The sequence below is a fragment of the Pseudomonas sp. LB3P81 genome (assembly GCF_054897965.1).
Genome location: NZ_JBUBVG010000001.1, coordinates 4,546,130 through 4,572,758, shown reverse-complemented (window position 1 = coordinate 4,572,758; position 26,629 = coordinate 4,546,130). Strand labels below are relative to the sequence as shown.

Sequence of the window (26,629 nt, the reverse complement as noted above, 5' to 3'; positions counted from 1 at the left end):
CTGAAGTTGGTTAACCATAAAATCAGCGAGACGCGTCTGGTTCAAAAAAACGCGTGACTGTAGCCAATACTTGCCCGGACAGGTGCGTATCAATTTCCTGTTTCATAAACGGTGTTAGCACAGGCAACCAAGCTTCCATTTTTGTGCGAATAACGGTTCGTATGTACATATACGTAGTTTTCATATCGCTATGACCAAGTTGGATACGAAGCTGCTCGTGAATATCATGCGCATAAGCAAGACTAGGAGAAAGACCATTAGCCTTAAAGTAGTTATACACAACATAAGAAGCATATGTGTGACGCATAAAATGTGGAGTAATGCGCCGCCCAAGTTTTTTCGACGCTGAGCGAAACGCCTCCCAAATATCGAATTTATTTACTTCCTTACCATGCTTATTCAGCCAGAGCGGTACATCGAGCTGGCCCTTGTGTTTCTCCCGATACAAATCGACTCTGACTCTTCTAACCGTAGTTATATACCCTTCATGGAGTACAGCTAAAGCTTCGGTAAGAACGATGCATTTAAGCTTACGCTTCCGCCCTTTCGGGATGTATACCAACTCCTGAAATTTACGGCTCTTTTCTCTAAGTTCAGGATAACGTAACCATTGAGGATTTAGGCGATTAGCGCCAATCGGAAGTTGAGTGATCCCGCCAACTCGCAGCCCAGTGGTGACCATCATATATGCAATTTTTTCAAAAACTGGATCTATGTCACTCAGCGCATCGGAAAAGGTTTTGAACTCCGAACTATTTACAATTTTCTCTTTATAGTCAGATACTACCGCTACACTATCCAAACCCGGATCAACATCAGCTGCCCACGACGCCCTAAAAGACCCTCCCGTGCCTTGCCCTCCGCTATCAGAGTTGCGCACAACCTTATGTTTTGCAGGGAACTGCATTAGCGTAGGTATACTTTGAGAGTCACACCACTCGTAGAAGCCTCTCCAGGTTCGATAATAAACATTCAGCGATTCTGCCTCGACTCCACGCCCCCTCAGGGAACGACGCAGCGCTTCAAGGTGTACCTCATAGGTTACCTCATCAAACCCAAGTCATAGATCCGCGCAGTAATCCAACCATATCTTCATATGACTGTAGACATTCTCTAATGTTTGCTTTTCCCGGCGCCCTCCTCTTTTCATAGGAGAATTACGTTGATATATCAAAAATTTAACTAAAGGAAAGGAAAGCTTACCAGCAACATGAGGTATCTGTACCCCATCCTCGGCTCTTACAAATTCTAAATACATGATCCTACCCCAAACCACTATCGCACCATCACAATTTCATCGAACAGTTCCAAGCTATCAAATAATTCTGGATATTCAATGGACTCGTACATTGAAGAAATTACCTCAGGCGGTACGCGTTTGGCGCCTACTCTACTCGCATTCCGTTGCAACGCTACATCCAATGACACTCGGAACACTACTGCAATACAACGTACGTCTTTATATGAATTGGCTACATTCAGAACCTCATAGCGGTCCGATTTAGTAATGTTGCAAGCGTCGAAGATAACAGGCAATCGATTGGAAGCCTGTAGTGCGAGTGCCCAAGTAGTCTTACCGCTACCAGGCACTCCAATAGTCAGGTATAGATTTTTTTCCAATGGCCTAGCCAGCACTATTCTAAGCTCGTTAATAGCACTCACCCATGCCTTGGTTCGACTCAGCGAATCGTTGCCGGTAGCAATCCGGTCTGGTGACAGGACTAACGGTTTGTGGGTGAATGGAATGTACGGCCCGCTTCTTATAGGCTCAACATTCAAGCGCCCCTCTAAGGACCTGATCCGTCCCTCCAGTATTTCGTTCTTTTCTCTCGCTTGGGTGAGCTGCCCCTCCATCCGAGCTTTGATAAGGCCAAGTTGCTCCGCACTTTCAACAAGCGTGTGATTTTCAATCAATGCATTTCGCAATTTATCACTATCAGACAACTGCTCGCCATTGGCACCCTCGCGCCCAGCGTTCAGAGAAAGGTTAAATTTTTTAACCTCATCACCCAATTTCTTCCAACGAAGCCGAAGTTTATCATCGGGCGTTTTTATATGGCCGTAAAAGTACTTTCTATCGACACCAGATTCGGTGGCCAGTTGCCTAACCGACATTTTTTTACCTGAACGGAGGCAAACAGCACGAAGACGTTCAATGCTCTGTTCAGCTCGTGCAAGCCTCAACCAGCTGTCACTCATCTTATCTGCTCCAAAAGCGGCGTATATTCCGCTACAAACTCTTTCGCAGACTTCAGCAAATGCAGGTTCTGTGAGTAACCCTCAGAGTCCGCTCCATGGATAAGCTCTCGATAAAACTCAAGCGATTGCTCAAGACTGCTGGACTCACATTCTGTCAGCAAGCAATGATCACATTTTGCGCCTACGCATTTACTTGGCGAAGGAAGCCCCATCGATGCGACATCACCGCCAATGCCTCCAGACTTCGCAATCAACTGTGAGCACGGCTTTTGGTCAGTATCATCAGGATTGAGTACGCAGATAACGAAAGGAGTCAGCAAAAAGTGCATCGAACCGTGAAGAGCACGCTCCCGCAGATATTCTTCTATCGACGCACCTAACCTATCACCCGTCAACCCTTCAAAAATAGGTTCTGCTTTTACTCCAGCCATGAGCCGGTCACCCGAAACACCCGCAACTTTTCCCGATTGCAGTGCACGACTGATGCTCTTAACCAGTTTCAACGACTGCTCGACCAATACCTCTTGACGAGCAGACCTAATAAGTGGGTTATTTCGAAAATACATTTCAGTCATGCTAAGTTTTTTATGCGAGAACAGCTTCATTACAAGCAACGGCCCTAATACGGGACTATTCAGTGCAAACCAACCTGCGATGGTCTTTCTAAACTGATGTGGATGAGGCCGATAATCGATACCGCTATCCGTACAAAAATCCTGGATGTAATTGATGATACTCTGATGAGATACCGGACCCGTTACATGATCACTTTTTTCATTATTCTGAAGCGGAGCAACAAGAAAATCCTCACGACGATTCCTGCGCCCCAACACCTCAAGAAGTTTAACTGCACGGAATGTTATTTCCGGCACGGGCAAGGTGATTTTTTGCCCAACGACATACTCTGCACTTGTCTTCTGTATTGTCACCTTCATTCGATAGAAGTTTTCCACGCCAATGCGATAGTCTTGAGCACAGCAACCGACTTTCAGATTACGTAACTCCCGCGCACGCATCCCTGTGGTGAACAGAATAATCAGGACCGCAGCCCGTCTAATATACGAAAATGACTTTTCCGCAACCTTGCGCTCCATCCGATAACCAAATTTAGACTCATCGGAAGGCGCGGCGCGACGGACAAACTCAATTGCAAATGGGAGCCCTTCCCCTAATTGCTCCAGCGTAATACCGCGTTCCATACACTCTTTAAGTACTCGACCACGGCTTACGGTACTTCCACTTTGCTTGTCAACTATACCTTCGTACACGACCTCATAAAATTTCATTAGGGCGTCGGCATGAGCTTCGATATATTCCACTGCTTGCTTGGCCATAGGAAATGCAAAATCCAAAGGAATGGGCAACCAACCACGCGGATCATCATCACCATCCTCATCATCGCCATTAGTATCTGAAGCCGAATTCGGACTCTTGACGAGTAAGTCCCCTATGTTTTTACCGTCAAGTGGATCACAAGCCAATCTTAAACAAGCTGGAAGATAATCATCAGAATATGATAATTTCCACCATTCAGACAAAAAGCGAAATTTGTCCAACTTAGTATTATCATGCCATGATGTCGCCGCAACAGAATTAAATATATCTTTTAACTCTTCCGGTTGAAGATCACTGGGCAGCTTAAAATAACCATTTGGGTTAGCAGCAACCAAATATTCGCGAGAAATCAACCAGCGTATTAACTGCTTCGCGCCATACAAAATATTGTGCGCCGTTCTATATGAGCGCTCAACCCTGGCGTTAAACCCTATCAGTACGAATGCAACAAGCTTTAGCAGCAGTCTTATTGGTAGATACTCACGACCTGTATGACCGATCAGCGAATCAAAAAAAAGCCGGTCGACTCCAACTTTACGAAAGTCCCAGACATCACTACCAAAAATTTCCGACTCGCAAACTTTTCGAGTTGCATACAACTCGGATGTTTTATCCAATTCAATCCAACGAGCCTCAACGATGTCAATTTCTTCTCCATCCTGCTCATGGTTTGGTTTCGATAAAAAATATGGGCCCACTGAAATCAACTCCGTACAATGATTTTAGGAAGATGGATGCTTCCAGCACGCGCTCGCTGCCATGCTTCTTCGACTTGGTCCTGGTCAGACCAGCCATTCAGCACGTCATAAGCACGGGCAATTTTTCTGCCAAACTCCGCTTCCCAGGCATCGCGTGGCATCGATTCGCGAAAGTCCTCATATTGCAGAATACGCATGGCAATCCTAGGTAAGTGCACCTTGAAGACCCTGCTTTGAGTGCACCCCAAGCACATATCATATTCACCACATTCCGTACCTTCCTCGACATATGCTCCCTCGTAGTCTGGATGGATAGGATCAGCACAAGCGGTGTATATGCCAGGCCGCCCTTCTGACTGATGAAGTTCATCCCGAACGCCCCGAAATTTTCTCGCTTCCGCAACCATTTCAGTTTGCAAGGTAAAAATGCCTAAATCGATGATGTCCTTTGACTTACCAAGCGACATGTAACTGGCCAGAGTTGTATCAAAACTTGCGTGGTGTAATGCCCCCTGCAACTGACTCACAAGTTCTTGGGAATTTTGGCACTCCTTAATAGCTTTCAAAAGCTCTTTAGCGGTGTAAACCTTTCTAAAACGTCGACTATCCAATGAAGTAATTCGTTTTTTTTGAAGTTCCCCATCGTTGCCGAATTGCATATCCCAGATTTCATTCTTTGAAAGAAACGCTCTCGCCGCCTCAAAAAAAACGTCATGCTCATAGTAATCATAAACGCCTTTCTTATTCTGGCTTTTGTACAACCACAAATTGTACTTTAATTTATCATCAGCCAACTCAGACAATGGCTCTGTATACCAAAGCAAAAATTTTAGTACGGGGTAAATCCCCTCATCCGAAATTTCCACCCAAAAATCTTCGATTCCATAAAGAAGTTTTCCTTTTCCGCGAAACTTCATCCCTCGAAGTCGGCACTTCATCGGATCGAAGGGGTCCTTCCAGTCTAAAGGGGAGACTAATTTACCGCCGACCTCATACGTTCTCTTCCACGTACAAGCGGTTTCCTTGTTAGCACCGGAGCATATGATAAAAAACAGAAAAAAAGGAAATAGAGTCTCGCGGCTCGGAATTTGTTTTTTATCCAACTCGCTCGATAATATGAAGTCAGTCGAACCACCTAAACAAGCAACCGTACTAGGTTCATCTAAAACCCCATTTAAGATACCGGGGTAATGACCAGCATTTTGATTCATAATGTTATCAATATCAGCAGTTGCCGCTACGACCAACTGATACATCACTGCATCGCTGTAAGGAGGCAACTGATCGGGAGCATCCGACTTGTAGACTGGCACTGCGAATTTTACCGGAAACTCCGTAGTACCCATCAACGATTCTAGAATTTTACAAAAGCGCCTAAACACTACAGACTTGTATCTGCTATCCTGCCCCACGAAACGCAAACTATTTCGCCAACGACAAAGCAGTTGAAAATTTAAATCCTCGAAACTATCGAGTGCTATACTTTCATCCCTACAATACTGAAAAAATGCACCAATACTGTATCTGCCATAGGATGCTTCCGGATGTGAGATACGTCGACTCAAACACATCGTCTTAAGACCACGCGCAAGCGCTCTTACTGCCCACGGATATTGCTCTCTAAATTCAGAATAAAAAAACCGAAATTTGTTCTCTCCCTTTATTGATAATTCTTTTTCGGTCGCCATTTGGGCATCTAGAGTAAGCGAAACGACCTTTCCTTTCGCCTTACCGTTCTGTGGTCGCCACCTGAATACATTGGAAAATGGAAATAGACCATCCTCGTCTCTGAAGTCAAATCTTTGCTGTGACTGCTCCAGCAGCAACTCCTGTTCGACATCAGGTTTAATGCGTTTACGACCCATCAGAATATCCACTACAAAATCTAGGTAGCAACCTACGAGCAGGCGACTACCTGAGCAGAGCACTCAAAAACTTTTCGTTAGTTTCTAGCAACCACACTCACACACAAGCCATAAAGCTTGTTATCACGGGAGTTGGCATAATCAAGGCGGGGATTTAGCTATTTTTTCATCGAGAGCCTCATAAAAGGAAATTTCTATTTACCAATTACCATCCATCTTGGCGCCAACTAAATCACGATTTCAATGGCCACGCCACTGTTTATTCCGCTGACACACAAACTCAAAAAATACCTATCCCAATCAACAACTTATAAAAATAATTACAACACCTTCAACACTAATTAATTGAATATTATATATCCCCAATCAACTATTCAGGCGCAGATCAAAGTACGGGCGGGCCACAACACTCGACATAGTCAAAGCGTTGGACGGTCGTTAGGCAGGGAACGTATTCATGACTGATCCAGCGTGACCACCAAACAATCCTCATGGATTGGACATAGCGATCTCTGGGTCAACACCTTTCAGCCTTCTAACTTTTTATCCCAAGGCGCCAAACCCGGCCATGGCGGCATCCTGCCCAAGCACAAAGTCACCAAGGAAATCGCCGAAACCCGTGGCATCCTGATGGGCGAAGACTGCATCTCGCCGTCGCGGCACAGTGCGTTTTCCACACCGATCGAACTGATGCACTTCATCCAGCAACTGCGTGAACTGTCCGGCGGTAAACCGGTGGGCTTCAAGTTCTGTCTCGGCCACCCATGGGAATTCATGGGCATCGCCAAGGCCATGCTGGAAACCGGCATCCTCCCGGACTTCATCGTCGTCGATGGCAAGGAAGGTGGCACCGGTGCGGCGCCTGTGGAATTCACCGACCACATCGGCGTACCGATGCGCGAAGGTTTGCTGTTCGTGCACAACACGCTGGTGGGCCTGAACCTGCGGGACAAGATCAAACTCGGCGCCAGCGGCAAGATCGTCAGCGCCTTCGACATTGCCAGCGTGTTGGCCATCGGTGCCGACTGGGCCAACTCGGCGCGCGGTTTCATGTTCGCCATCGGTTGCATCCAGTCGCAGTCGTGCCACACCAACAAATGCCCGACCGGCGTCGCCACCCAGGACACCCTGCGCCAGCGCGCACTCGTCGTTCCGGACAAGGCCCAGCGCGTGTTCAACTTCCACCGCAACACCCTCAAGGCGCTGGCGGAAATGCTCGCCGCCGCCGGCCTCGATCATCCGTCGCAGTTGTCCGCCAAGCACCTGGTGCGGCGCATGTCGGCGACCGAGATCAAGCTGTTCTCGCAGCTGCATGTGTTCTTGAAACCGGGTGAGTTGCTGACCGGTGAAGTCAGTGGCGAGTTCTACTCGCGCATGTGGCAGATGGCGCGGGCGGACAGCTTCGAGCCTGATGAGCCGGTCGCAGCCTGAGGGCAAACGGGCGGTTCACCAACGAAGCGCCTTGATCGGGGCCGGTTCTATCATGACGATGAAACCGTAATCACCCAGCAGGTAAATCCGGTAGAACGGGCGCTCCAGCAGCGCCGGATACCCCTGATAACCCACCCGCGTCGCATTGCGGCGCTCCTTCTCCGCGACGACGTTGGTGATGCCCACTTTCGGCAAGTTTTCGGCCAGCATGAAAAAGTCGATGTTCAGCAGATAGTGCAGCACCGGCATCTGCTTGAACGAACCCGCGGCGCCCAGCAGCCAGTGATCGGAATACGTCACCGACATGTAAATCCGCTTGGCCTCGCGCAGTTGCCGATGAGTCGCGATGTCGTGTTCAAGGCTCATGAGTGCACTGGAAGCGAACGCTTTCTGCACCGTCAGTACCCGGCCGTAGGCGTACGACAACGACAGCATCGCCAGCAATGGCACCACCAGCAACAGCGGCAGCCGTTCATGGATCCGCGCCAGCGCCAGGTGGCTCAAGTAGAACAACAACACCAGCAGCACGGCGAAACCCATCAAGGTCCGGGCGCCCTCGTTGAAGTCGCGGAAAAACAGCGCGATGCCCGACACCAGCAGCGTCACGATCGGCAAGCTCAGCAAACACAGCAGGCCGATCAAGCCTTTCTTCGGTCCGTTGTCCTGACGCTCCAGCACCTTCAGCCCTACCTGGACAGCGCCGGCCATGGCACACAGCAACAGCGCGGCGAACACCCAGGCGAATCCGCCGTGAAACAGCAGCACGACTTTCTCCAGCACCCTGCCGATGTTGACGTGCAATTGCAGCAGCGGCGCGGCGGCCCAGTTCAACAACAACGCACGATCCTGACTCATGAACGCCACGGCACTGACGCAATACATCAGCCAGCCCATAGTGACCTGCGCCAGTTTCCAGCCGATCAACCCGCACAGCTGCGGCCAGGCCAATCGGTCATTCACGCCTCTGAGCAGTTCCAGGCAACACAAGCCCAGAAACACATTCAGGCTGATCTGATAGAGCCCCAGCGCCAGTGCAATCAGCAACGCTGACACCAGCCATAGTCGACTGCGCGAAGGGTGACGAAAGGTGATCGCATAAATCACCGCCACCAGGCTCAAAGCCATGGCGGGACCGTCATATTGATAGGACAGGTTCTGCAGAAAAAACGGGTTGTACCAAAGTGGCAACGGCACCAGGCAACAGGCAATCGTCGGCTGTGGATAGTAGTGAAACGTCAGCCGGGTCAATGCCGAGGCCATCGCCAGCGTGGCGATCAAGAGAGGCAACGGAAAGATGTTCGGCGCCGCGTTACTGAACGTCAGCAGGTTGTAGAACAGCTGGGTAAACAAGCGTCCCTGTTCCGCCCAGGCCATGCCGGCCGACAGCGAACGCCAGTTGTCATCAATGTACGGGTAGTCCGCGAGAATCAGCGGCACGACATATAGCAACGTCGCGAGCAGAAAAAACAGCCAGACCTGGCGTGGCCCGAGTTCTTTACCGAGGAAATCGCTAAACCGGCCCATGCTAAAGCCCGAGCCGGTCTTTACCGCCGACGATGTCTCTCACCACATAGCGCGGCCGATGCTTGGCTTCGATGTAGATCCGCCCGACGTACTCGCCGAGAATGCCGATACCGATCAACTGCACGCCGCCGAGAAACAGAATGGCCGTCATCAACGACGGGTAACCGGGGACGTTGTTGCCGAAGAAAATCTTGTCCAGGACCATGTACACCGCGTAAAGCACCGCGAAAATCGAAATGCCGCCGCCGATGTACGTCCACAAGCGCAACGGAACGGTGCTGAACGACGTCACGCCTTCGAGGGCCAGGTTCCAGAGTTTCCAGCCATTGAACTTGCTGGCACCGGCCACCCTCCCGGCACGCTCGTATTCGACCACCGCCGTGTTGAACCCGGCCCACGACAGCACGCCCTTCATGAACAACTGGTGCTCGGGCAGTGCGCGGATGACGTTGACCACCTTGCGATCCATCAACCGGAAATCGCCAACGTTTTCCTCTATCCGGGTGTACGAGATACGATTCAGCACACGGTAGAACAGCGATGCCGTGTGGCGTTTCAGGTAACCATCGGCGCCACGATTGCGGCGTTTGGCGAGCACCACATCCGCGCCTTTCTGCCATTCATCAATCAACAGCGGAATGACGCTGATCGGGTCCTGCAGATCGACATCCATGGGAATCACCGCGTCGCCGGTCGCATATTCCAGGCCGGCGAACAGTGCCGGCTCCTTGCCGAAGTTGCGCGAAAAGTTGATCAGCAGCACGAGATCATCGACCTGCGCCAGCGCTTTGGCCTGCTCTGCCGTGCCATCGGTACTGCCATCGTTGATGAACACGATCTCGACCTCGCTGCCGCCAAGCCTCAACTCGCGGCGCACCGCCTGGTAAAACAGGCCGATCGCCTGCTCTTCGTTGAACACCGGAACGATCAGCGAAACCTTCACATCTCACGCTCCTGAACAATGCCGTGTAACTGCTCGACAGAGGCCGTCCGCCGTCGTTCTTGCGCGCCATTGCCCCGCCAGACCGGTGGGCAGATTCGTACAGCCAGCTTAGGTCAAGGTAGGCATTTGAGACATTCAGTAATATCGGGATTTTGCAATTACCCACGAATCACGCCACCCTGCGCGCCGCCGATGTGCGGCGCGCAACCTGTGGCGCCTCCGTTCACTTCTTAATTCAACACCCGTTCACGAGCCTGCTGTCATGACGTTTGAACGCGATCACCGAATCGACTTTTTTCGAGGCCTGGCGCTGATCTTTATCTTTTGGGATCACGTGCCTCACAACCCCCTCGGTCAAATCACCCCGCGTAACTTCGGTTTCAGCGATGCCGCCGAAATCTTCGTGTTTCTGGCCGGTTATGCGGCGGTCCTGGCTTACGGCAAAATCCTTCAGCGCGATGGTTATCTGATCGCCTGCGTTAAGATCCTGCGCCGCGCCTGGGTGCTCTACGTGGTGCATATTTTCCTGCTGGCGATGTTGATGGGCATCGTGTTCTTCGCCAACAGTCACGTGGAAACCCGGGATCTGGTGGAGGAAATGGGCATGCACCATTTCATCACCAACCCTCAGCAAGCCTTGGTGGATGAACTGCTGCTGCGCTTCAAACCGAACCTCATGGACCCGCTGCCGCTGTACATCGTGTTGCTGGCCGGTTTACCGCTGGTGTTGCCGATGCTGGTGCGCAAGGCCTGGGCGGTGGTGGCGGTGTCGTTGACCGTGTACCTGCTGGCGCCGTGGTTCGGCTGGAACCTGGCGGCGATCAAAGACGGCGTGTGGTACTTCAACCCGGTCGTCTGGCAACTGTTGTTTGTACTCGGTGGTGCCGCTGCGACTCACGGGCAGCGGCCACGGTTACCCGAGACTCGTCCGCTGCGGTGTCAGCCATTGTTTATCAGTGCGTTGGTGTATGTGGTTATCACCGGTGTGATTACGGTCTCGTGGCGATGGCCGGAAATTCATGATGCGATGATGCCGGGCTGGCTGAGTAACCTGGTGTACCCGATCAGCAAGACCGACCTGTCGCCGGTGCGGTTGCTGCACTTTCTGGCGCTGGCGTACGTCACTGCGAAACTGTTGCCGGACACTGGCTGGACGCAAAACTGGCTGGCGCGGCAATGCTGTCGCATGGGGCGTTACTCGCTGGAGATTTTCTGCCTCGGCGTGTTGTTGGCGCCCTTGGCGGACATGATCAACGCGTTGACCGATGATGCGTTTGCCATGCAGGTATTTACTGCGCTGGTGGGGGCCGGGTTGATGGTGTTGCTGGGGGTTTGGCTGGATTTCAACAAGCGCTTGAATCGTCCGCAGCAGGTTGTGATTGTCTGAAACCCAAAAGCCTGCAGTTGGGGTACATATCCGTTTCTTCGGTCACGGCGGCTATTGGTTTCGCCCTTACGGCGAGTCACTTGGAAGAGCCCCAAGTAACCAAGGGCTTTTGCCCCTGTCGTTCGGTGCCTCGCTGGGGCTCGGCATGCCCTCGCTCCGGTCCTGCTCCGTGGGCCCGCCGCGATCGGCCATCCTTGGCCGTGCGCGGCTAACCCGGCATCCATGCCGGGTTGCCCACTGCGCAGAACCTGCACTCGGCCTCTCGAGGGGGCGTGTACCGCAACAGCAAAAACGAGGCGGCCTCTGGGCCGACCTGGGCATCAAGCGGGCGCGCTTCGCTGACTTGATCGTTCACATAATCTGAATTTGCAAATGAGTACCTGTGGGAGCGGGCTTGCTCGCGAAGAGGCCGTGTCAGTCGACATCAATGTTGAATGTGAGTCCGCCTTCGCGAGCAAGTCGAATCGTCGCACCGCCGCTCCCACAGTGGATTTTTGTTGGGCATGACATTGGTGTTCAACGCTCACCACCGATGCCTGGCCAGACTAAACATCAGGTCGGCTATCAGACCGCCTCGCGCGTTCTTGATCTGGCTTTTGATCTTCTTGCCCCCTCGAGAGGCCGAGCGCAGGTTCTGCGCAGTGGGCAACCCGGCATGGATGCCGGGTTAGCCGCGCACGGCCAGGGATGGCCGATCGCGGCGGGCCCACGGAGCAGGACCGGAGCGAGGGCATGCCGAGCCTAGGCGAGGCACCGAACGAAAGGGGCAAAAGCGCTTTGGTTACTTTCGCGCTTTTCGAAAGTGACTCGCCGTAAGGGCGAAACCAATAGCCGCCGTGACCGCAGCAACGGATATGTACTCCAACTCCAACTCCAAAAACTCAATCACGCAAATCCGACTCATGAATCGGCTGATCCCGATGCGTCGCACGCTGATACTGCGCCGGCCAGATGGCTTTGTTCCCTCCAAGGTCATCATCTGCATGCAACGGCCAGTACGGATCACGCAGCAACTCACGGGCAAGAAAGATGATATCTGCCTGACAGGTGCGCAGAATGTGCTCGGCTTGAGCCGGCTCGGTAATCATGCCCACCGTGCCAGTCGCCATGCCTGACTCCTTGCGCACACGCTCGGCAAAACGGGTCTGATAACCGGGTCCGGTAGGAATTTCGGCATTGGCCGCTGTGCCGCCCGAAGAGACATCAATCAGATCCACGCCCAAACCCTTGAGCCGTCGCGCCAGTTCAACAGTTTCATCCGGATTCCAGCCGTCCTCCACCCAATCGGTAGCCGACACACGCACAAACACCGGCAACTCCTCTGGCCACACCGCCCGCACCGCTTCGGTGACTTGCAACACCAACCGAATCCGGTTTTCGAACGAGCCACCATACTGATCGCGCCGCTGATTGCTCAACGGCGAAAGAAACTGGTGCAACAGATAACCGTGGGCAGCGTGGACTTCGACAACTTTGAAACCGGCGGTCAGTGCACGTTTCGCCGAGTCGACGAACGCTTGAATGACCTCGGCGATCTGGCCCTCATCGAGCTGCTTCGGTGGTGTGTGCTGCGGGTCGAACGCAATCGGTGAAGGACCGACGGGTGTCCAGCCGCCGTCTTCCGGTTTGACGCTACCGTGCTTGCCAATCCACGGCCGATGGGTGCTGGCCTTGCGCCCGGCATGGGCCAACTGAATGCCGGCGACAGCCCCTTGGGCGGCGATGAAGCGCGTGATGCGTTGCAGGGGTTCGATCTGTTCGTCATGCCACAAACCGAGGTCTTCCGCGGTGATGCGTCCATCGGCAGTGACGGCCGTGGCTTCAGTAAAAATCAAACCGGCCCCGCCAACCGCACGACTGCCAAGGTGGACAAGATGCCAGTCATTGGCCAGGCCATCGACGCTGGAATACTGGCACATCGGGGACACCGCGATGCGGTTGAGCAGGGTCAATTGGCGAAGGGTATAGGGTTCAAGCAGCAGACTCATGGGGCACCTCTCGAATCAGTGGGCAGGCTCCAGGGTTCTGTTTGAAAAGTCGACGAGTGACAGGAAATAAAGGTGCAGCACCCGCCCCCGCGGGCAAAAAATTCGACAAGACGTCACAAGGATTATCAAGCAGTGCTTAGAGCCTAGTCGACAATGGGGGATCTCGGCGGGTTCAAGAAAAGATCGCAGCCTTCGGCAGCTCCTACAGGGTACGTCGATCCCCGTAAGAGCTGCCGAAGGCTGCGATCTTTTAGGCGTTATCGCGGTTCGATGTGGGCAATCATCAGCTGGACCGTCTCATTCCCGCGAAACTCGTTAAGGTCGAGCTTGTAAGCCAATTCGACCCATTTGATCGTCGGGTTCGGCCAGATATCGCGGTCGATGCCAAAAGCGATGCCGTCCAGCTTCACCGAACCACATTCGCTTCTCAGCACCACTTTGAGGTGCCGCTCGCCGACCACTCGTTGTTCGACCAACTGGAACACCCCGTGAAACAACGGCTCCGGAAAGTTCTGCCCCCACGGCCCGGCATGACGCAGTGCACGGGCCAGTTCGAGGTGAAACTCCTCGACCGCCAGCGTCCCGTCCGACAGCAGACGCCCGGTCAGGTCTTCCTCACGCAATTGCCTGCGCACTACAGCGTCAAAGGCTTCGGCGAACAACGGAAAGTTCGCTTCCGGCAAGGTCAATCCGGCCGCCATGGCGTGGCCGCCGTACTTGCTGATCAGGTTTGGATGCTGCGCCGCCACCACGCTCAAGGCGTCGCGAATATGAAACCCCTGGACCGAACGCCCCGAGCCCTTGAGCATGCCATCGCCCGCGTCGGCAAAGGCAATCGTCGGACGGAAATAACGCTCTTTCATACGCGAGGCGAGGATGCCGATGACACCCTGGTGCCACTCGGGATCGAACAGGCACAGGCCAAACGGCATCGACTCAACCGACAAATCCTTGAGCTGGGCCAGCGCCTCGCGCTGCATGCCTTGCTCGATGGATTTGCGATCCTGGTTCATGCCATCGAGCTGAACGGCCATTTCCCGGGCGAGTCCGGCATCGTCGGTGAGCAGGCATTCGATGCCCAGGCTCATGTCATCCAGCCGCCCTGCCGCGTTCAAACGCGGGCCGACAATGAACCCCAGATCAGTTGAGGTAATGCGCGTGTGGTCGCGCTTGGCGACTTCGAGGATCGCCTTGACCCCCGGCCGCGCGCGTCCGGCGCGAATTCGCTCCAGGCCTTGATGTACGAGAATCCGGTTGTTGGCGTCCAGCGGCACCACGTCGGCGACGCTGCCCAGTGCCACCAGATCCAGCAACTCACCGATGTTCGGCTGCGGCTTGCTCTCATACCAGCCGAGGCTGCGCAAACGCGCGCGCAATGCCATCAGCACGTAGAAAATCACCCCGACACCGGCCAAAGCCTTGCTCGGAAACCCGCAACCCGGTTGATTGGGATTGACGATGGCATCGGCCAACGGCAGTTCATCGCCGGGCAAGTGGTGGTCGGTGACCAGCACCTGAAGACCCGCCTTTTTCGCCGCCGCCACGCCTTCGACGCTGGAGATGCCGTTGTCCACGGTGATCAGCAGCTGCGGCGTACGGGTCAGCGCCACTTCGACGATTTCCGGTGTCAGGCCGTAGCCATACTCGAAACGGTTCGGCACCAGATAGTCGACATGCGCCGCGCCCAACAGGCGCAAGCCCAGCATGCCGACGGTACTGGCCGTCGCGCCGTCAGCGTCGAAGTCGCCGACGATCAGAATCCGCTGGCGCTGCTCCAGCGCCGTCACCAGCAAATCCACCGCGGCATCAATGCCTTTTAGCTGCTGGAACGGAATCAGCCGCGCCAGGCTCTTGTCCAGTTCAGCCTCGGACTGCACGCCCCGCGCCGCATACAGGCGGGTAAGCAGCGGCGGCAGATCACCGAGGAATGGCAGGGTGTCGGGCAACAGGCGAGGTTCGATGCGCATGGGGTGACAGGTGCTTCTCTTGAATACGTAGGATAAAACCGAATGACGCGGTGAAAAATCAGCCGCGTTCGCCGCTCAACCACTGCAACTGGACTTCGTGCTGACCACGGTCGTCGGTGACGAAAATCGTCCCTTCGCTGATCATCACGTCCCACTTGATAACGCGCGGCATGTCTTTGGCCAAGGTTTCCAGGACTTCCTGTGGCACAGCAGCGATGTGCACGTTTTTCAGGTTCTTGATCGCCGGGATCACTTTGGTTTCCCACACGCGCAGGCTGCCATAGGCCAGCAGGCTGGTGCGCTCGGTACGACGCGAGCACCAGGTCAGGCGATCGGCGTCTGGCTGACCGACTTCGATCCAGTGCAGGACACGGTCGTCCAGGCTCTTTTCCCACAGGGCGGGTTCATCCACGTCTGACAGACCACGGCCAAACGACAGCTGCTCGTTGTACCAGAAGGCGTAGGCCAGCAGTCGCACAGTCATGCGCTCTTCGGTTTCCGAAGGGTGACGGGCGATGGTCTGCTTCACCGTCTCGTAAACGCTGCGGTCGAGGTCGGTGAGGTTCAGTTCAAACTTGTAGGTCGTGGACGGCTGGGCCATGAACGGGCTTCTTGATACGTGGAAAGGCGGCAAGTCTAACCGATGCGGCAGGCAATCAACGAATTCGCGACCATCAACCTTGAGCGACTGACTGCGGGCTGTGCTAAAACGCTCTATCAGCCAAGCCTTTGTCCTACAGGATCCAGCATGCCGTTCACCGCCAAGCCACTCTCAGGTCTTAAAGTCATTGAATTGGGCACCTTGATCGCCGGGCCGTTTGCCTCGCGCATCTGCGGCGAATTCGGTGCCGAAGTGATCAAGATCGAATCCCCCGACGGCGGCGACCCGTTGCGCAAATGGCGCAAGTTGTATGAAGGCACTTCGTTGTGGTGGTTCGTTCAGGCGCGCAACAAGAAGTCCCTGACCCTGAACCTGAAACACCCGGACGGCCTGGCGATCCTGAAAAAGCTGCTCGGTGAAGCGGACATCCTGATCGAGAATTTTCGCCCCGGCGTGCTGGAAAAGCTTGGCTTGGGCTGGGAAGTCTTGCACGCACTGAACCCGAAACTGGTGATGGTGCGCCTCTCGGGGTTCGGCCAGACCGGGCCAATGAAGGATCAGCCGGGCTTTGGCGCCGTCGGCGAATCCATGGGCGGCCTGCGCTACATCACCGGTTTCGAGGATCGGCCACCGGTGCGCACCGGGATTTCCATCGGCGACTCGATTGCCGCGCTCTGGGGCGTGATCGGCGCGCTGATGGCCTTGCGTCATCGCGAAGTCAACGGCGGTCAGGGTCAAGTGGTGGATGTGGCGCTGTACGAAGCGATCTTCGCCATGATGGAAAGCATGGTCCCGGAGTTCGACGTGTTCGGCTTCATCCGCGAGCGCACCGGCAACATCATGCCGGGCATCACGCCCTCCTCGATCCACACCAGCGCTGATGGTAAACATGTGCAGATCGGCGCCAACGGCGATGCGATTTTCAAACGTTTCATGCTGATCATCGGCCGCGAAGACCTGGCCAACGACCCGACGCTGGCCAGCAACGACGGGCGTGACAGCCGTCGCGACGAGATTTATGGGGTGATTGATCGCTGGGTCAATTCGCTGCCGCTCGACGCCATCATCGAGCAGTTGAATCAGGCCGACGTTCCCGCCAGCCGGATCTTCAGTGCCGAAGACATGTTCAATGATCCGCAGTACCTGGCGCGGGAAATGTTCCTCAAAGCGAAGCTGCCGGACGGTAAAGATTTCAAGATGCCGGGAATCGTGCCGAAACTCTCAGAGACACCCGGCAGTTCGCAATGGGTCGGGCCGCAGTTGGGCGAACATAATGCGCAGGTACTCAACGATCTTGGCTATGACAAGGAACAGATCGCAAAGCTGCGTGAAGACGGAGCTATTTAAGCTGAAGCGCCTGCTTTCAACATCACTCCACCACTCCCGCGTCTGGCGGGTGGCGGCGGCTTGCGCGCTATTGGCAGGGCCGGTTTCGCCAGTCTGGGCGCAACCGAAGGAAACGCTGATCTGGTTGCTGCGAGATCTACCACCCACGATTATCTTCGAGGGGCCGAAAAAAGATCAGGGGATCATCGATCAAATGTTGCCGCAGCTGATCGCCGGTATGCCGCAATACCAGCACACGCTGATGCGGGTGAACCGGGCACGCGCCCTGCAAATGCTCCACGAAGAACCGTTTACATGCGACCCCTCGTTGCTCAAGACCAAGGAGCGCGAACAGTGGATTTCATTTTCTGTTCCAGCGTTCCGCGCTGTCAGCAATGGACTCGTCGTCCGGCAGGGAGATCGACCGGTGCTGGAACCTTTTCTGATTGAGGGAGAAGTCGATCTGGCGGCGCTGCTGAAAAGCAGCAGTAATAAAGTCGGCGTGGTTGCCGAGCGCAGTTACGGTGAAGTGGTCGACGCCCTTCTGCGGCAGGCACCGGAAGGCGCCCTGACGCCTCATTACGGCACCGATGCCCTTGGCAGTCTGCTGCAGATGCAGCGCCTGGGCCGATTGCAGGTGGTCTTGGGTTACTGGCCAGAGATCCGCTATCAGGCCAGTCAAAAACTCATCACGGACGACCAGCTGGAGTTTTATCCGATCAAGGGCACCGGCAAGTACCTGTCCGGGCACATCGGTTGTTCGGACACGCCTCAGGGCCGGCAGGCGACCAGCGAGATCAACCAACTGCTGCGCAACCTGTCCCGCGATCACCTGGATTCGTTGTATGCAGACTGGCTGGATCCGGCGCGCGGCAGCGACTACCTGAAGGAAACCAAGGCGTTTTTTGAGCATCAGGCCGGGCAATGACAAATCGCGGGCAAAAAGAAACCCCGAGAAGTGGGGAGACGACTCGGGGTTAAACGTGGCCTACATAAAGGCCAGTAACAGCACGACTACAAGCACCGGAGCACAATGCTTGATCCTGCTGTTACATGGTCTGACTGACCTTGGCCAAGGAAGGTTCCCACAAAACTAAATTCAATTACCGCCGACCCAGGACCTTGTCTTGTGCAGCATTGCGCAACGCCGCGATGACGCAGGGTTCCAGGCGTCCTTCGGCAATCATCAGATCGCGGTGCAAACCGTCGACCACATCCGTGAGCAGACGTTTGTTGGTCAACTGAGCCTGATTGAACTCCCGTTCGACCACGATCGCGCCAGTCGCGCTCTTCAATGTCACCAGGCATTCGCCATGGGCGCCCGACGGGGTCAACGTCACCTGGTACGGGCTCAGAGCCTCACCGAGCAATAGACTGATACTTTCCATCTCGATCACCACTCAATAGTCCGAAAATGAAGTGCCTGGGGCGTGTCTACAATAAGTGACCACCGGCCCGAGAAGAAAGTTCTGGATTCCAGTTGCAGACGCATTGGCGTCTCTGGTTGATAGAGCATGCATGGCGCAGATGACAGGTTTGTGTATGGGCTTATGCGGCGGTGGGGATTTGGATTGGAGATGGGATTGGAGATGGGATTGGGATTGGGATTGGGATTGGGTGAATATCCGTTTCTTCGGTAATGGCTGCTATTGGTTTCGCCCTTACGGCGAGTCACTTGGAAAAGCGCCAAGTAACCAAGCGCTTTTGCCCCTTTCGTTCGGTGCCTCGCTAGTGCTCGGCATGCCCTCGCTCCGGTCCTGCTCCGTGGGCCCGCCGCGATCGGCCATCCATGGCCGTGCGCGGCTAACCCGGCATCCATGCCGGGTTGCCCACTACGCAGAACCTGCGCTCGGCCTCTCGAGGGGGCGTATACCTCAAAAGCCAAATCAAAAGCCAAGGCGAGGCGAGGCGGCCTGATAGCCGACCTGACGTCTAGTCCGGTCATGTCATCGGCGGTGGACGGTAAACACCAATGCCATGCCCAACAGATATCCAATGTGGGAGCGGGCTTGCTCGCGAAAGCGGTGGGTCAGTCGCCATAAATGTTGCCTGACCCACCGCTTTCGCGAGCAAGCCCGCTCCCACAGGGAATCCGCGTCAGAGCCCAGAGTGTGTGCACGGCCCAATCAGCGAAGCGCGCCCGCTTGATGCCCCGGTCGGCCCAGAGGCCGCCTCGCTTTTGCTTTTGCGGTGCACGCCCCCTCGAGAGGCCGAGCGCAGGTTCTGCGCAGTGGGCAACCCGGCATGGATGCCGGGTTAGCCGCGCACGGCCATGGATGACCGATCGCGGCGGGCCCACGGAGCAGGACCGGAGCGAGGGCATGGCGAGCCTTAGCGAGCCACCGAACGAAAGGGGCAAAAGCGCTTGGTTACTTGGCGCTTTTCCAAGTGACCCGCTGTAAAAGCGGAACCATAGGTGGCCGTTACCGCAGAAACGGATATGTAAACCAAACTACCCGGTTACAGCGGCTTACCACGATTCCCATGCTGACTGACAAACGCTTGCACAGCCTTGAGGTCATTCGGCAACACGGTGCAACGCTCATCCCGCTCAAACAGATCAGCCAGGTGCACAGGCAGTTCCAGCGCTTTACCGACGCCAGCCTTCTCCACCGCATCCGGGAACTTGACCGGGTGCGCAGTGCCGAGAATCACCATCGGAATATCCAGACTACGACGGCATTCCCGCGCAGCCTTCACGCCGATAGCAGTGTGCGGATCCAGCAACTCACCCGTCTGCTCATAGACTTCAGCGATGGTTTCGCAGGTTTGCGCATCATCCACGGCCAGCGAATCAAACAGCTTGCGAGCTTCGGTCCAACGCTCCTGTTCAACGCTGAAACCGCCGCCCAGCTTGAACGAATCCATCAAACCGGCAATTGCCGCACCGTTACGACCGTGCAGGTCAAACAGCAGACGTTCGAAGTTCGACGACACCATGATGTCCATCGACGGCGACAGCGTGGCGTGCAGGGTTTCCTTGACGTACTGATTGCCGCTCATGAAGCGGTGCAGGATGTCGTTGCGGTTGGTGGCGACGATCAACTGGTTGATCGGCAGGCCCATGTTCCGCGCCAGGTAGCCGGCGAAGATGTCGCCGAAGTTGCCGGTCGGCACCGAGAACGACACCGAACGCGCCGGGCCGCCCAACTGCAGGGCTGCGTGGAAGTAGTAAACGATCTGGGCCATGATCCGCGCCCAGTTGATCGAGTTCACCGCTACCAGACGCGTGCCCTTGAGGAAACTCTGATCAGCGAAGCTCGCCTTGACCATTTCCTGGCAGTCATCGAAGTTGCCTTCGATGGCGATGTTGTGGATGTTCTCGCCGAAGATAGTGGTCATCTGGCGACGCTGCACTTCGGACACACGGTTGTGCGGGTGCAGGATGAAGATGTCGACGTTTTCGCAGTGCTTGCAGCCTTCGATGGCAGCCGAACCGGTATCACCGGAGGTGGCGCCGACAATCACCACGCGCTCACCGCGTTTTTCCAGCACATAGTCGAGCAAACGACCGAGCAGTTGCAGGGCGAAATCCTTGAACGCCAGGGTCGGGCCATGGAACAGCTCCAGCACCCATTCGTTACCGTTCAGTTGACGCAACGGTGCCACGGCGTTGTGCGAGAACACGCCGTAAGTCTCTTCCAGAATCTTTTTGAAATCGGCATCAGGAATGCTGCCGGTGACGAACGGGCGCATCACCCGGAAGGCCAGCTCGTGATACGGCAAACCGGCCCAGGAAGCGATTTCTTCCTGGGTGAAACGTGGCAGGTTTTCCGGGACGTACAGACCGCCGTCGGTGGCGAGACCGGCCAGCAGGACGTCTTCGAAATTCAGGGCCGGTGCCTGGCCGCGGGTACTGATATAACGCATGACTGGCTCCAATAGACAGTGTTCGCAAACCCGGGCCCGCACGCAGGCCCGGTGAACGATAACGGCTTAGTTCAGGTGCTCGACGCGGATCCGTACGACCGGACCGACCACGCCTGTCAGGGCTTCGAGGGCGGCGATCGCGTCGTTCATGTGCTGTTCCAGCACACGGTGAGTCAGCAGGATCATCGGCACCAGACCGTCATGCTCTTCGACTTCTTTCTGCATGATCGATTCGATGTTGATGCCGCGCTCCGACAGGATACTCGCGACCTGAGCCAGCACGCCCGGATGGTCCTTGGCCTGAATGCGCAGGTAGTAAGCGCTTTCGCAGGCTTCGATCGGCAGGATCGGATGCGCCGACAGCGAATCCGGCTGGAAGGCCAGATGCGGTACGCGGTTTTCCGGATCGGAGGTCATGGCGCGAACCACGTCCACCAGGTCAGCGATCACCGACGAAGCGGTCGGCTCCATGCCGGCGCCGGCGCCGTAGAACAGGGTCGAACCGGCAGCGTCACCGTTGACCATCACCGCGTTCATCACGCCGTTGACGTTGGCGATCAGACGATCAGCCGGGATCAGCGTCGGGTGCACCCGCAACTCGATGCCAGCCGCAGTGCTGCGAGCGACGCCCAGGTGCTTGATGCGATAGCCCAGCGCTTCGGCGTAATTTACGTCAGCGGTGGTCAGCTTGGTGATGCCTTCGGTGTAAGCCTTGTCGAATTGCAGCGGAATGCCGAACGCGATGGAGGCCAGGATCGTCAGCTTGTGGGCTGCGTCGATGCCTTCAACGTCGAAGGTCGGATCGGCTTCGGCGTAACCCAGGGCTTGCGCCTCGGCGAGTACGTCTTCGAAGGTGCGACCCTTCTCGCGCATCTCGGTGAGGATGAAGTTGCCGGTGCCGTTGATGATGCCGGCGACCCAGTTGATGCGGTTGGCCGACAGGCCTTCACGGATCGCCTTGATCACCGGAATGCCACCGGCCACAGCCGCTTCGAATGCCACGATCACGCCTTTCTCGCGAGCCTTGGCAAAAATTTCATTACCGTGAACGGCAATCAGTGCCTTGTTCGCGGTGACCACATGCTTGCCATTCTCGATGGCCTTGAGTACCAGCTCGCGGGCAACGGTGTAGCCGCCCATCAGCTCTATAACGATGTCGATCTCAGGGTTCGTGGCCACTTCGAAGACATCGTTGGTAATCGCAATACCGGTCGTTTGGAACTGAGGCTTTGGCGTGCGCATGGCAATTTGTGCCACTTCGATACCACGCCCGGCACGACGAGCAATTTCCTCGGCGTTGCGCTGAAGTACGTTGAAGGTACCGCCACCGACGGTCCCTAACCCACAGATGCCTACTTTGACCGGTTTCACTGTGAACTCCCCATGAAACGGCCGACTCAAGGCCGGCCGTGAAAACAGCCGCGTGCTCGCGGCTCTCTATTAATGGCCCGGCAAATGTTGCCGCCGGACCATGATCGTCAAAGGCTGGCCGTGACGATGCGAATTTACTTCGCGCCCAGCGCCAGTTTGGCGACTTGTGGCGCAGGCTGGTAGCCCGGAATGACCTGACCGTCAGCCAAAACGATGGCCGGTGTGCCGTTCACGCCGATCGACTGGCCGAGAGCGAACTGTTTGGAAACCGGGTTATCGCACTTGGCGGCCTTGATTTCCTTGCCGTCGACCATTTTGTCCATGGCCGCTTTCTTGTCTTTCGAGCACCAGACTGCTTGCAGCTGTTCGTCACCCGGCGAGCCCAGGCCCTGGCGCGGGAACGCGACGTAACGCACTTCAATGCCGCGCTTGTTCAGCTCAGGCACTTCCGCGTGCAGTTTGTGGCAGTACGGGCAGGTGGTGTCGGTGAACACAGTGATGTGCGATTTGGTTTCGCCAATGGCCGGGTAAACCACGGTTTCCGCGACCGGAATCTCGTTGACCAGCTTGGAAATGCCAAGGCGTTCGGCCTTCTCGGTCAGGTTGACCGGTTTGCCGTCCTTGAGCTGGAACATGTAGCCCTGAACCACGTACTGGCCGTCGGCGCTGGCGTAAAGCACGCGGCTGCCCTTGAGCTTGACTTCGTACAGGCCGGGCAACGGACTGGCGGTGATGCTTTCTACCGGCACTTCGAGCTGGAGGTTTTCCAGGCTTTTACGGATGGCTTTGTCGGCCGCGTCATCGGCGACGGCAAAGGTGCTGACCAACGCAATGGCTGCGGCGGCGAAAATCTGGGTCAGACGCATGAGAACTCCTGAAGGCGGACAAATGGGACGATCAGAACGCCCGTGCCGAAACACCGGGTCATAACCGCCCATCGTGCAAACCGGCAAAGCCTACCACATAAGGCCAGTGGGGCCGAATGCGCCTGTCGCAAGACACCCCGCGACGCACATCATTGTGGCGAGGGAGCTTGCTCCCGCTCGACTGCGCAGCAGTCGCAAACCAGGCACTTCGATTTTCCTGATTGACGGCAGTGTGTGGTTTTGGGGCCGCTGCGCGACCCAGCGGGAGCAAGCTCCCTCGCCACAGAGGTCATTGTTTATCCATAAGGGACGTTAGCCGCGCGGGTGGTGTTTGGCGTGCAGGTCCTGCAAACGCGCCCGGGCGACGTGGGTGTAGATCTGGGTGGTCGACAAATCGCTGTGGCCGAGCAGCATTTGCACCACCCGCAAATCGGCGCCGTGGTTGAGCAAATGCGTAGCGAAGGCATGGCGCAAGGTGTGTGGCGACAGCGACTTGCCGATCCCGGCAACCTTGGCCTGGTGCTTGATCCGGTGCCAGAAGGTCTGGCGAGTCATCTGCTCGCCGCGCTGGCTGGGAAACAGCACATCGCTGGGACGCCCGCCGAGCAGTTCGCCACGGGCGTCGCGCATGTAACGCTCGACCCAGACAATCGCCTCCTCACCCATCGGTACCAGGCGCTCCTTGCTGCCCTTGCCCATCACTCGCAGTACGCCCTGACGCAGGTTGACCTGCTCCAGTGTCAGGCTGATCAGTTCCGTCACCCGCAGGCCGCAGGCGTAAAGCACTTCGAGCATGGCGCGGTCCCGCTGACCGATGGCTTCGCTCAAGTCGGGCGCCTTCAGCAACGCCTCCACATCTGCTTCCGACAAGGATTTAGGCAACGGCCTACCGAGCTGAGGCATATCGACGCGTAACGTCGGATCGACCGCGATCAACTTTTCCCGCAGCAAATAGCGATAGAAACCACGCACGCCGGAGAGAAATCGTGCGGTTGAGCGAGGTTTGTAGTTTTGCTCCAGACGCCAGGCCAAGTGATCGAGGATCAATTCGCGGCCGGCGTTGATCAACTCCAGCCCCTTCTCCTGCAACCAGCCGTTGAACAAGGCCAGGTCACTGCGATAGGCATCGCGGGTGTTATCGGAAAGACCTTTCTCCAGCCACAGCGCGTCGAGAAACTGGTCTATCAAAGGATGATCGATGGCGGGCATAAAGGCTCAGGCAGGACCGACAGTACGGCCAAGGAAGATAAATCGCAGGCAACAAAAAAGCAGCCCGTAGGCTGCTTTTTTCTGCATCGGAAGCTGGACTTAAGCCAGTTTTTCCTTGATGCGAGCTGCTTTACCGGACAGGTCACGCAGGTAGTACAGCTTGGCTTTACGTACGTCACCGCGACGTTTAACGGCCATGCTGTCGATTTGCGGGCTGTAGGTCTGGAAAGTACGCTCTACGCCAACACCGTTGGAGATTTTACGAACGGTGAAAGCACTGTTTACGCCGCGGTTACGCTTGGCGATAACAACACCTTCGAACGCTTGCAGACGCGAACGGTCGCCTTCCTTCACTTTCACCTGAACGACAATGGTGTCGCCCGGGGCAAAGGTAGGGATCTCTTTGGTCATCTGCTCTGCTTCGAGTGCAAGGATGATTTTGTTAGTCATGCTGTGCTCCTAAGGTAAATCAACGGACTTACCATCGATACGTTGTTAACTATCGTCCCGCTCGCGGATGTATTCCTCGAGCAGCTTCTTCTCTTCTCCAGAAAGCGAGCGGCTTTCCAGAAGATCGGCGCGTCGTTCAAAGGTCCTACCAAGGGACTGCTGTAAACGCCAACGCCGGATGTGCGCGTGATTGCCACTTAGCAATACGTCGGGAACACGCTGATCCGCATACACCTCCGGTCGGGTGTAGTGCGGGCAATCCAGCAAACCATCCGTAAAGGAATCTTCCTCGGCGGAGTCCGCATGCCCTAAAGCTCCAGGCAGCAGTCGTGTAACCGCATCGATCAGGACCATCGCCGGCAGCTCGCCGCCAGACAGTACATAGTCGCCAATCGACCACTCTTCATCGACATGAGCATCAATAAAACGCTCGTCAATGCCTTCATAGCGGCCGGCAATCAGGATCAATGCATCCAGATTCGCCAACTCGCGTACCGCCGACTGAGTCAGTTGACGGCCTTGGGGGGACAGGTAAATCACCTTCGCCGCCTCCCCGGCTGCTGCCTTGGCCTGAACCAGAGCATCTTCCAGGGGCTTGATCTTCATCACCATGCCCGGACCACCGCCAAATGGGCGATCATCCACAGTGTGATGTCGATCCGTCGTGTAGTCTCGCGGGTTCCAACAGGTGAGCTGCAAGAGCCCCTGTTTCACCGCCCGACTGGTGATGCCGTACTCGCTGATGGCGGAGAACATCTCGGGAAACAAACTGATCACTTCTACGCGCAAGTTAGCCACGCTTAGAAGTCCGCATCCCAATCCACCTTCATCTCGCCTGCGACCAGGTCGACGGCCAACACGCATTGCTCCGTATAGGGCAACAGGCGTTCGCGATCATCCAGGCTGCCAGCGCAAGGCTTGACCACCATTACATCATTGGCGCCGGTTTCCAGAAGATGATCGATTTTCCCGAGCAATTGCCCGAGTTGATCAATAACCTTCAGACCTTCCAGCTGGTACCAGTAGTACTCGCCGTCGGTCAATTCAGGGAACAGATTGCGCGGCACGCAGATCTCATAACCGGCCAGAAGACGCGCTTCTTCACGATCATCGAGACCCTTGAGCTTTGCGACCAGGAACTTGTCGCTCCCACGTCCACTGACCAGCTCGACCTGTTTCACATTGCCTTCGCGCTTGAGCGTCCAGGTTTTGTACTGCAACAGGTTTTCAGTCGGATCAGTAAAGGAATAAACCTTCACTTCGCCGCGAACGCCATGAACAGAATAAATCTTGCCGATAACGATCAAATCATCAGCAATAGCAGGCGCCGCGCTCATATTGCTCAGGCCGCAGCCTTAGCAGCGTCCTTCAACAACTGAGCAACACGCTCAGAAGGTTGTGCACCAACGCTCAGCCAGTAGGCTACGCGCTCTTGGTTCACGGACAGACGAACTTCTTGACCACGAGCAACAGGGTTGAAGAAACCAACCTGTTCCTTGTGCGAACCGTCGCGCGGGTTGCGGCTGTCGGTTACGGTCAAGTGGTAAAACGGGCGCTTTTTGGAGCCGCCAAGGGCAAGACGGATTGTTAGCATGTGAA

General features: G+C 55.7%; 21 protein-coding genes and 1 pseudogene. 4 read left to right on the top strand and 18 right to left on the bottom strand.

The window, feature by feature from the left end; all coding sequences use genetic code 11:
• Positions 1-22: 22 nt before the first annotated feature.
• The 4 genes from ACYZTL_RS21200 to ACYZTL_RS21185 form a co-directional block, all read right to left on the bottom strand.
• Positions 23-907, bottom strand: coding sequence for a hypothetical protein (locus ACYZTL_RS21200; protein WP_461953378.1), 885 nt, complete (start codon positions 905-907; stop codon positions 23-25).
• Positions 908-1,275: 368 nt separating this feature from the next.
• Complete coding sequence (locus tag ACYZTL_RS21195; RefSeq protein ID WP_461953377.1) at positions 1,276-2,199, bottom strand: AAA family ATPase; 924 nt, start codon at positions 2,197-2,199, stop codon at positions 1,276-1,278.
• A complete protein-coding gene (locus ACYZTL_RS21190; protein ID WP_461953376.1) occupies positions 2,196-4,232 on the bottom strand; it encodes a site-specific integrase in 2,037 nt (678 codons plus the stop codon). The genes ACYZTL_RS21195 and ACYZTL_RS21190 overlap by 4 nt, the downstream gene beginning before the upstream one ends.
• A 5-nt stretch (positions 4,233-4,237) precedes the next feature.
• On the bottom strand, positions 4,238-6,097 hold the full coding sequence (locus ACYZTL_RS21185; protein ID WP_461953375.1) for a hypothetical protein: 1,860 nt from the start codon (positions 6,095-6,097) through the stop codon (positions 4,238-4,240).
• 543 nt (positions 6,098-6,640) lie between these two features.
• On the opposite strand from ACYZTL_RS21185, the pseudogene ACYZTL_RS21180 reads away from it, so the two are divergent.
• Positions 6,641-7,528, top strand: a pseudogene (locus ACYZTL_RS21180) (glutamate synthase-related protein); the annotation flags it as partial.
• Positions 7,529-7,543: 15 nt separating this feature from the next.
• Here ACYZTL_RS21180 and ACYZTL_RS21175 read toward each other — a convergent pair.
• Together ACYZTL_RS21175 and ACYZTL_RS21170 are read right to left on the bottom strand one after the other, a co-directional pair.
• Positions 7,544-9,052: a glucosyltransferase domain-containing protein gene (locus ACYZTL_RS21175; RefSeq protein WP_461953374.1), complete on the bottom strand. Its 1,509-nt coding sequence runs from the start codon at positions 9,050-9,052 to the stop codon at positions 7,544-7,546.
• A gap of 1 nt (position 9,053) precedes the next feature.
• Entirely contained in the window at positions 9,054-9,995 is a 942-nt protein-coding gene (locus ACYZTL_RS21170) for a glycosyltransferase family 2 protein (RefSeq protein WP_461953373.1), read from the bottom strand.
• A 262-nt stretch (positions 9,996-10,257) separates the two neighbouring features.
• On the opposite strand from ACYZTL_RS21170, the gene ACYZTL_RS21165 reads away from it, so the two are divergent.
• Positions 10,258-11,382: an OpgC family protein gene (locus ACYZTL_RS21165; RefSeq protein WP_461953372.1), complete on the top strand. Its 1,125-nt coding sequence runs from the start codon at positions 10,258-10,260 to the stop codon at positions 11,380-11,382.
• 881 nt (positions 11,383-12,263) lie between these two features.
• Here the strand turns inward: ACYZTL_RS21165 and ACYZTL_RS21160 are convergent.
• The 3 genes from ACYZTL_RS21160 to ACYZTL_RS21150 all read right to left on the bottom strand — a co-directional run bounded on the left by ACYZTL_RS21160 (position 12,264) and on the right by ACYZTL_RS21150 (position 15,938).
• Positions 12,264-13,370, bottom strand: coding sequence for an NADH:flavin oxidoreductase/NADH oxidase (locus tag ACYZTL_RS21160; RefSeq protein ID WP_461953371.1), 1,107 nt, complete (start codon positions 13,368-13,370; stop codon positions 12,264-12,266).
• Between the two features lie 257 nt (positions 13,371-13,627).
• Positions 13,628-15,337: a single-stranded-DNA-specific exonuclease RecJ gene (gene recJ, locus ACYZTL_RS21155; protein WP_461953370.1), complete on the bottom strand. Its 1,710-nt coding sequence runs from the start codon at positions 15,335-15,337 to the stop codon at positions 13,628-13,630.
• A 58-nt stretch (positions 15,338-15,395) separates the two neighbouring features.
• Positions 15,396-15,938, bottom strand: coding sequence for a YaeQ family protein (locus ACYZTL_RS21150; protein WP_007944886.1), 543 nt, complete (start codon positions 15,936-15,938; stop codon positions 15,396-15,398).
• 147 nt (positions 15,939-16,085) lie between these two features.
• Here ACYZTL_RS21150 and ACYZTL_RS21145 point away from each other — a divergent pair, with 147 nt between their 5' ends.
• The gene (locus tag ACYZTL_RS21145; RefSeq protein ID WP_461953369.1) at positions 16,086-17,285 is read left to right on the top strand and encodes a CaiB/BaiF CoA transferase family protein; all 1,200 of its coding nucleotides are present in this window, start codon (positions 16,086-16,088) and stop codon (positions 17,283-17,285) included.
• Positions 17,266-18,192 carry a TIGR02285 family protein gene (locus ACYZTL_RS21140; protein WP_461954349.1) on the top strand — a complete coding sequence of 309 codons (927 nt, stop codon included), beginning with the start codon at positions 17,266-17,268 and terminating at the stop codon, positions 18,190-18,192. The genes ACYZTL_RS21145 and ACYZTL_RS21140 overlap by 20 nt, the downstream gene beginning before the upstream one ends.
• A 175-nt stretch (positions 18,193-18,367) precedes the next feature.
• Here ACYZTL_RS21140 and ACYZTL_RS21135 read toward each other — a convergent pair whose 3' ends face one another.
• The 9 genes from ACYZTL_RS21135 to rpsP all read right to left on the bottom strand — a co-directional run bounded on the left by ACYZTL_RS21135 (position 18,368) and on the right by rpsP (position 26,624).
• Positions 18,368-18,652 (bottom strand): DUF3509 domain-containing protein, encoded by a 285-nt coding sequence (locus ACYZTL_RS21135; RefSeq protein ID WP_461953368.1) that lies wholly within the window; start codon positions 18,650-18,652, stop codon positions 18,368-18,370.
• 1,072 nt (positions 18,653-19,724) lie between these two features.
• Complete coding sequence (thrC, locus tag ACYZTL_RS21130) at positions 19,725-21,134, bottom strand: threonine synthase (RefSeq protein WP_461953367.1); 1,410 nt, start codon at positions 21,132-21,134, stop codon at positions 19,725-19,727.
• Positions 21,135-21,200: 66 nt separating this feature from the next.
• Complete coding sequence (locus ACYZTL_RS21125) at positions 21,201-22,505, bottom strand: homoserine dehydrogenase (protein ID WP_027924910.1); 1,305 nt, start codon at positions 22,503-22,505, stop codon at positions 21,201-21,203.
• Between the two features lie 134 nt (positions 22,506-22,639).
• On the bottom strand, positions 22,640-23,371 hold the full coding sequence (dsbC, locus tag ACYZTL_RS21120) for a bifunctional protein-disulfide isomerase/oxidoreductase DsbC (RefSeq protein WP_214380869.1): 732 nt from the start codon (positions 23,369-23,371) through the stop codon (positions 22,640-22,642).
• Between the two features lie 312 nt (positions 23,372-23,683).
• Positions 23,684-24,580: a site-specific tyrosine recombinase XerD gene (gene xerD / locus ACYZTL_RS21115; protein ID WP_008025604.1), complete on the bottom strand. Its 897-nt coding sequence runs from the start codon at positions 24,578-24,580 to the stop codon at positions 23,684-23,686.
• A gap of 99 nt (positions 24,581-24,679) precedes the next feature.
• On the bottom strand, positions 24,680-25,030 hold the full coding sequence (gene rplS, locus ACYZTL_RS21110) for a 50S ribosomal protein L19 (RefSeq protein ID WP_003175895.1): 351 nt from the start codon (positions 25,028-25,030) through the stop codon (positions 24,680-24,682).
• 45 nt (positions 25,031-25,075) lie between these two features.
• Entirely contained in the window at positions 25,076-25,828 is a 753-nt protein-coding gene (trmD, locus tag ACYZTL_RS21105; protein WP_007897583.1) for a tRNA (guanosine(37)-N1)-methyltransferase TrmD, read from the bottom strand.
• A 2-nt stretch (positions 25,829-25,830) separates the two neighbouring features.
• Positions 25,831-26,367, bottom strand: coding sequence for a ribosome maturation factor RimM (gene rimM / locus ACYZTL_RS21100; RefSeq protein WP_461953366.1), 537 nt, complete (start codon positions 26,365-26,367; stop codon positions 25,831-25,833).
• 5 nt (positions 26,368-26,372) lie between these two features.
• A complete protein-coding gene (gene rpsP / locus ACYZTL_RS21095; RefSeq protein ID WP_007944872.1) occupies positions 26,373-26,624 on the bottom strand; it encodes a 30S ribosomal protein S16 in 252 nt (83 codons plus the stop codon).
• Positions 26,625-26,629: the final 5 nt, after the last annotated feature.

Bases quoted from the DNA above. Each gene is read 5' to 3' on its own strand.
- ACYZTL_RS21160 (WP_461953371.1), bottom strand. From the start codon at position 13,370: ATGAGTCTGCTGCTTGAACCCTATACCCTTCGCCAATTGACCCTGCTC.
- ACYZTL_RS21135 (WP_461953368.1), bottom strand. From the start codon at position 18,652: ATGGAAAGTATCAGTCTATTGCTCGGTGAGGCTCTGAGCCCGTACCAG.
- ACYZTL_RS21145 (WP_461953369.1), top strand. From the start codon at position 16,086: ATGCCGTTCACCGCCAAGCCACTCTCAGGTCTTAAAGTCATTGAATTG.
- rimM (WP_461953366.1), bottom strand. From the start codon at position 26,367: ATGAGCGCGGCGCCTGCTATTGCTGATGATTTGATCGTTATCGGCAAG.
- recJ (WP_461953370.1), bottom strand. From the start codon at position 15,337: ATGCGCATCGAACCTCGCCTGTTGCCCGACACCCTGCCATTCCTCGGT.
- ACYZTL_RS21165 (WP_461953372.1), top strand. From the start codon at position 10,258: ATGACGTTTGAACGCGATCACCGAATCGACTTTTTTCGAGGCCTGGCG.
- ACYZTL_RS21175 (WP_461953374.1), bottom strand. From the start codon at position 9,052: ATGGGCCGGTTTAGCGATTTCCTCGGTAAAGAACTCGGGCCACGCCAG.
- ACYZTL_RS21185 (WP_461953375.1), bottom strand. From the start codon at position 6,097: ATGGGTCGTAAACGCATTAAACCTGATGTCGAACAGGAGTTGCTGCTG.
- thrC (WP_461953367.1), bottom strand. From the start codon at position 21,134: ATGCGTTATATCAGTACCCGCGGCCAGGCACCGGCCCTGAATTTCGAA.
- rpsP (WP_007944872.1), bottom strand. From the start codon at position 26,624: ATGCTAACAATCCGTCTTGCCCTTGGCGGCTCCAAAAAGCGCCCGTTT.
- ACYZTL_RS21195 (WP_461953377.1), bottom strand. From the start codon at position 2,199: ATGAGTGACAGCTGGTTGAGGCTTGCACGAGCTGAACAGAGCATTGAA.
- xerD (WP_008025604.1), bottom strand. From the start codon at position 24,580: ATGCCCGCCATCGATCATCCTTTGATAGACCAGTTTCTCGACGCGCTG.
- ACYZTL_RS21150 (WP_007944886.1), bottom strand. From the start codon at position 15,938: ATGGCCCAGCCGTCCACGACCTACAAGTTTGAACTGAACCTCACCGAC.
- ACYZTL_RS21200 (WP_461953378.1), bottom strand. From the start codon at position 907: ATGCAGTTCCCTGCAAAACATAAGGTTGTGCGCAACTCTGATAGCGGA.
- dsbC (WP_214380869.1), bottom strand. From the start codon at position 23,371: ATGCGTCTGACCCAGATTTTCGCCGCCGCAGCCATTGCGTTGGTCAGC.
- rplS (WP_003175895.1), bottom strand. From the start codon at position 25,030: ATGACTAACAAAATCATCCTTGCACTCGAAGCAGAGCAGATGACCAAA.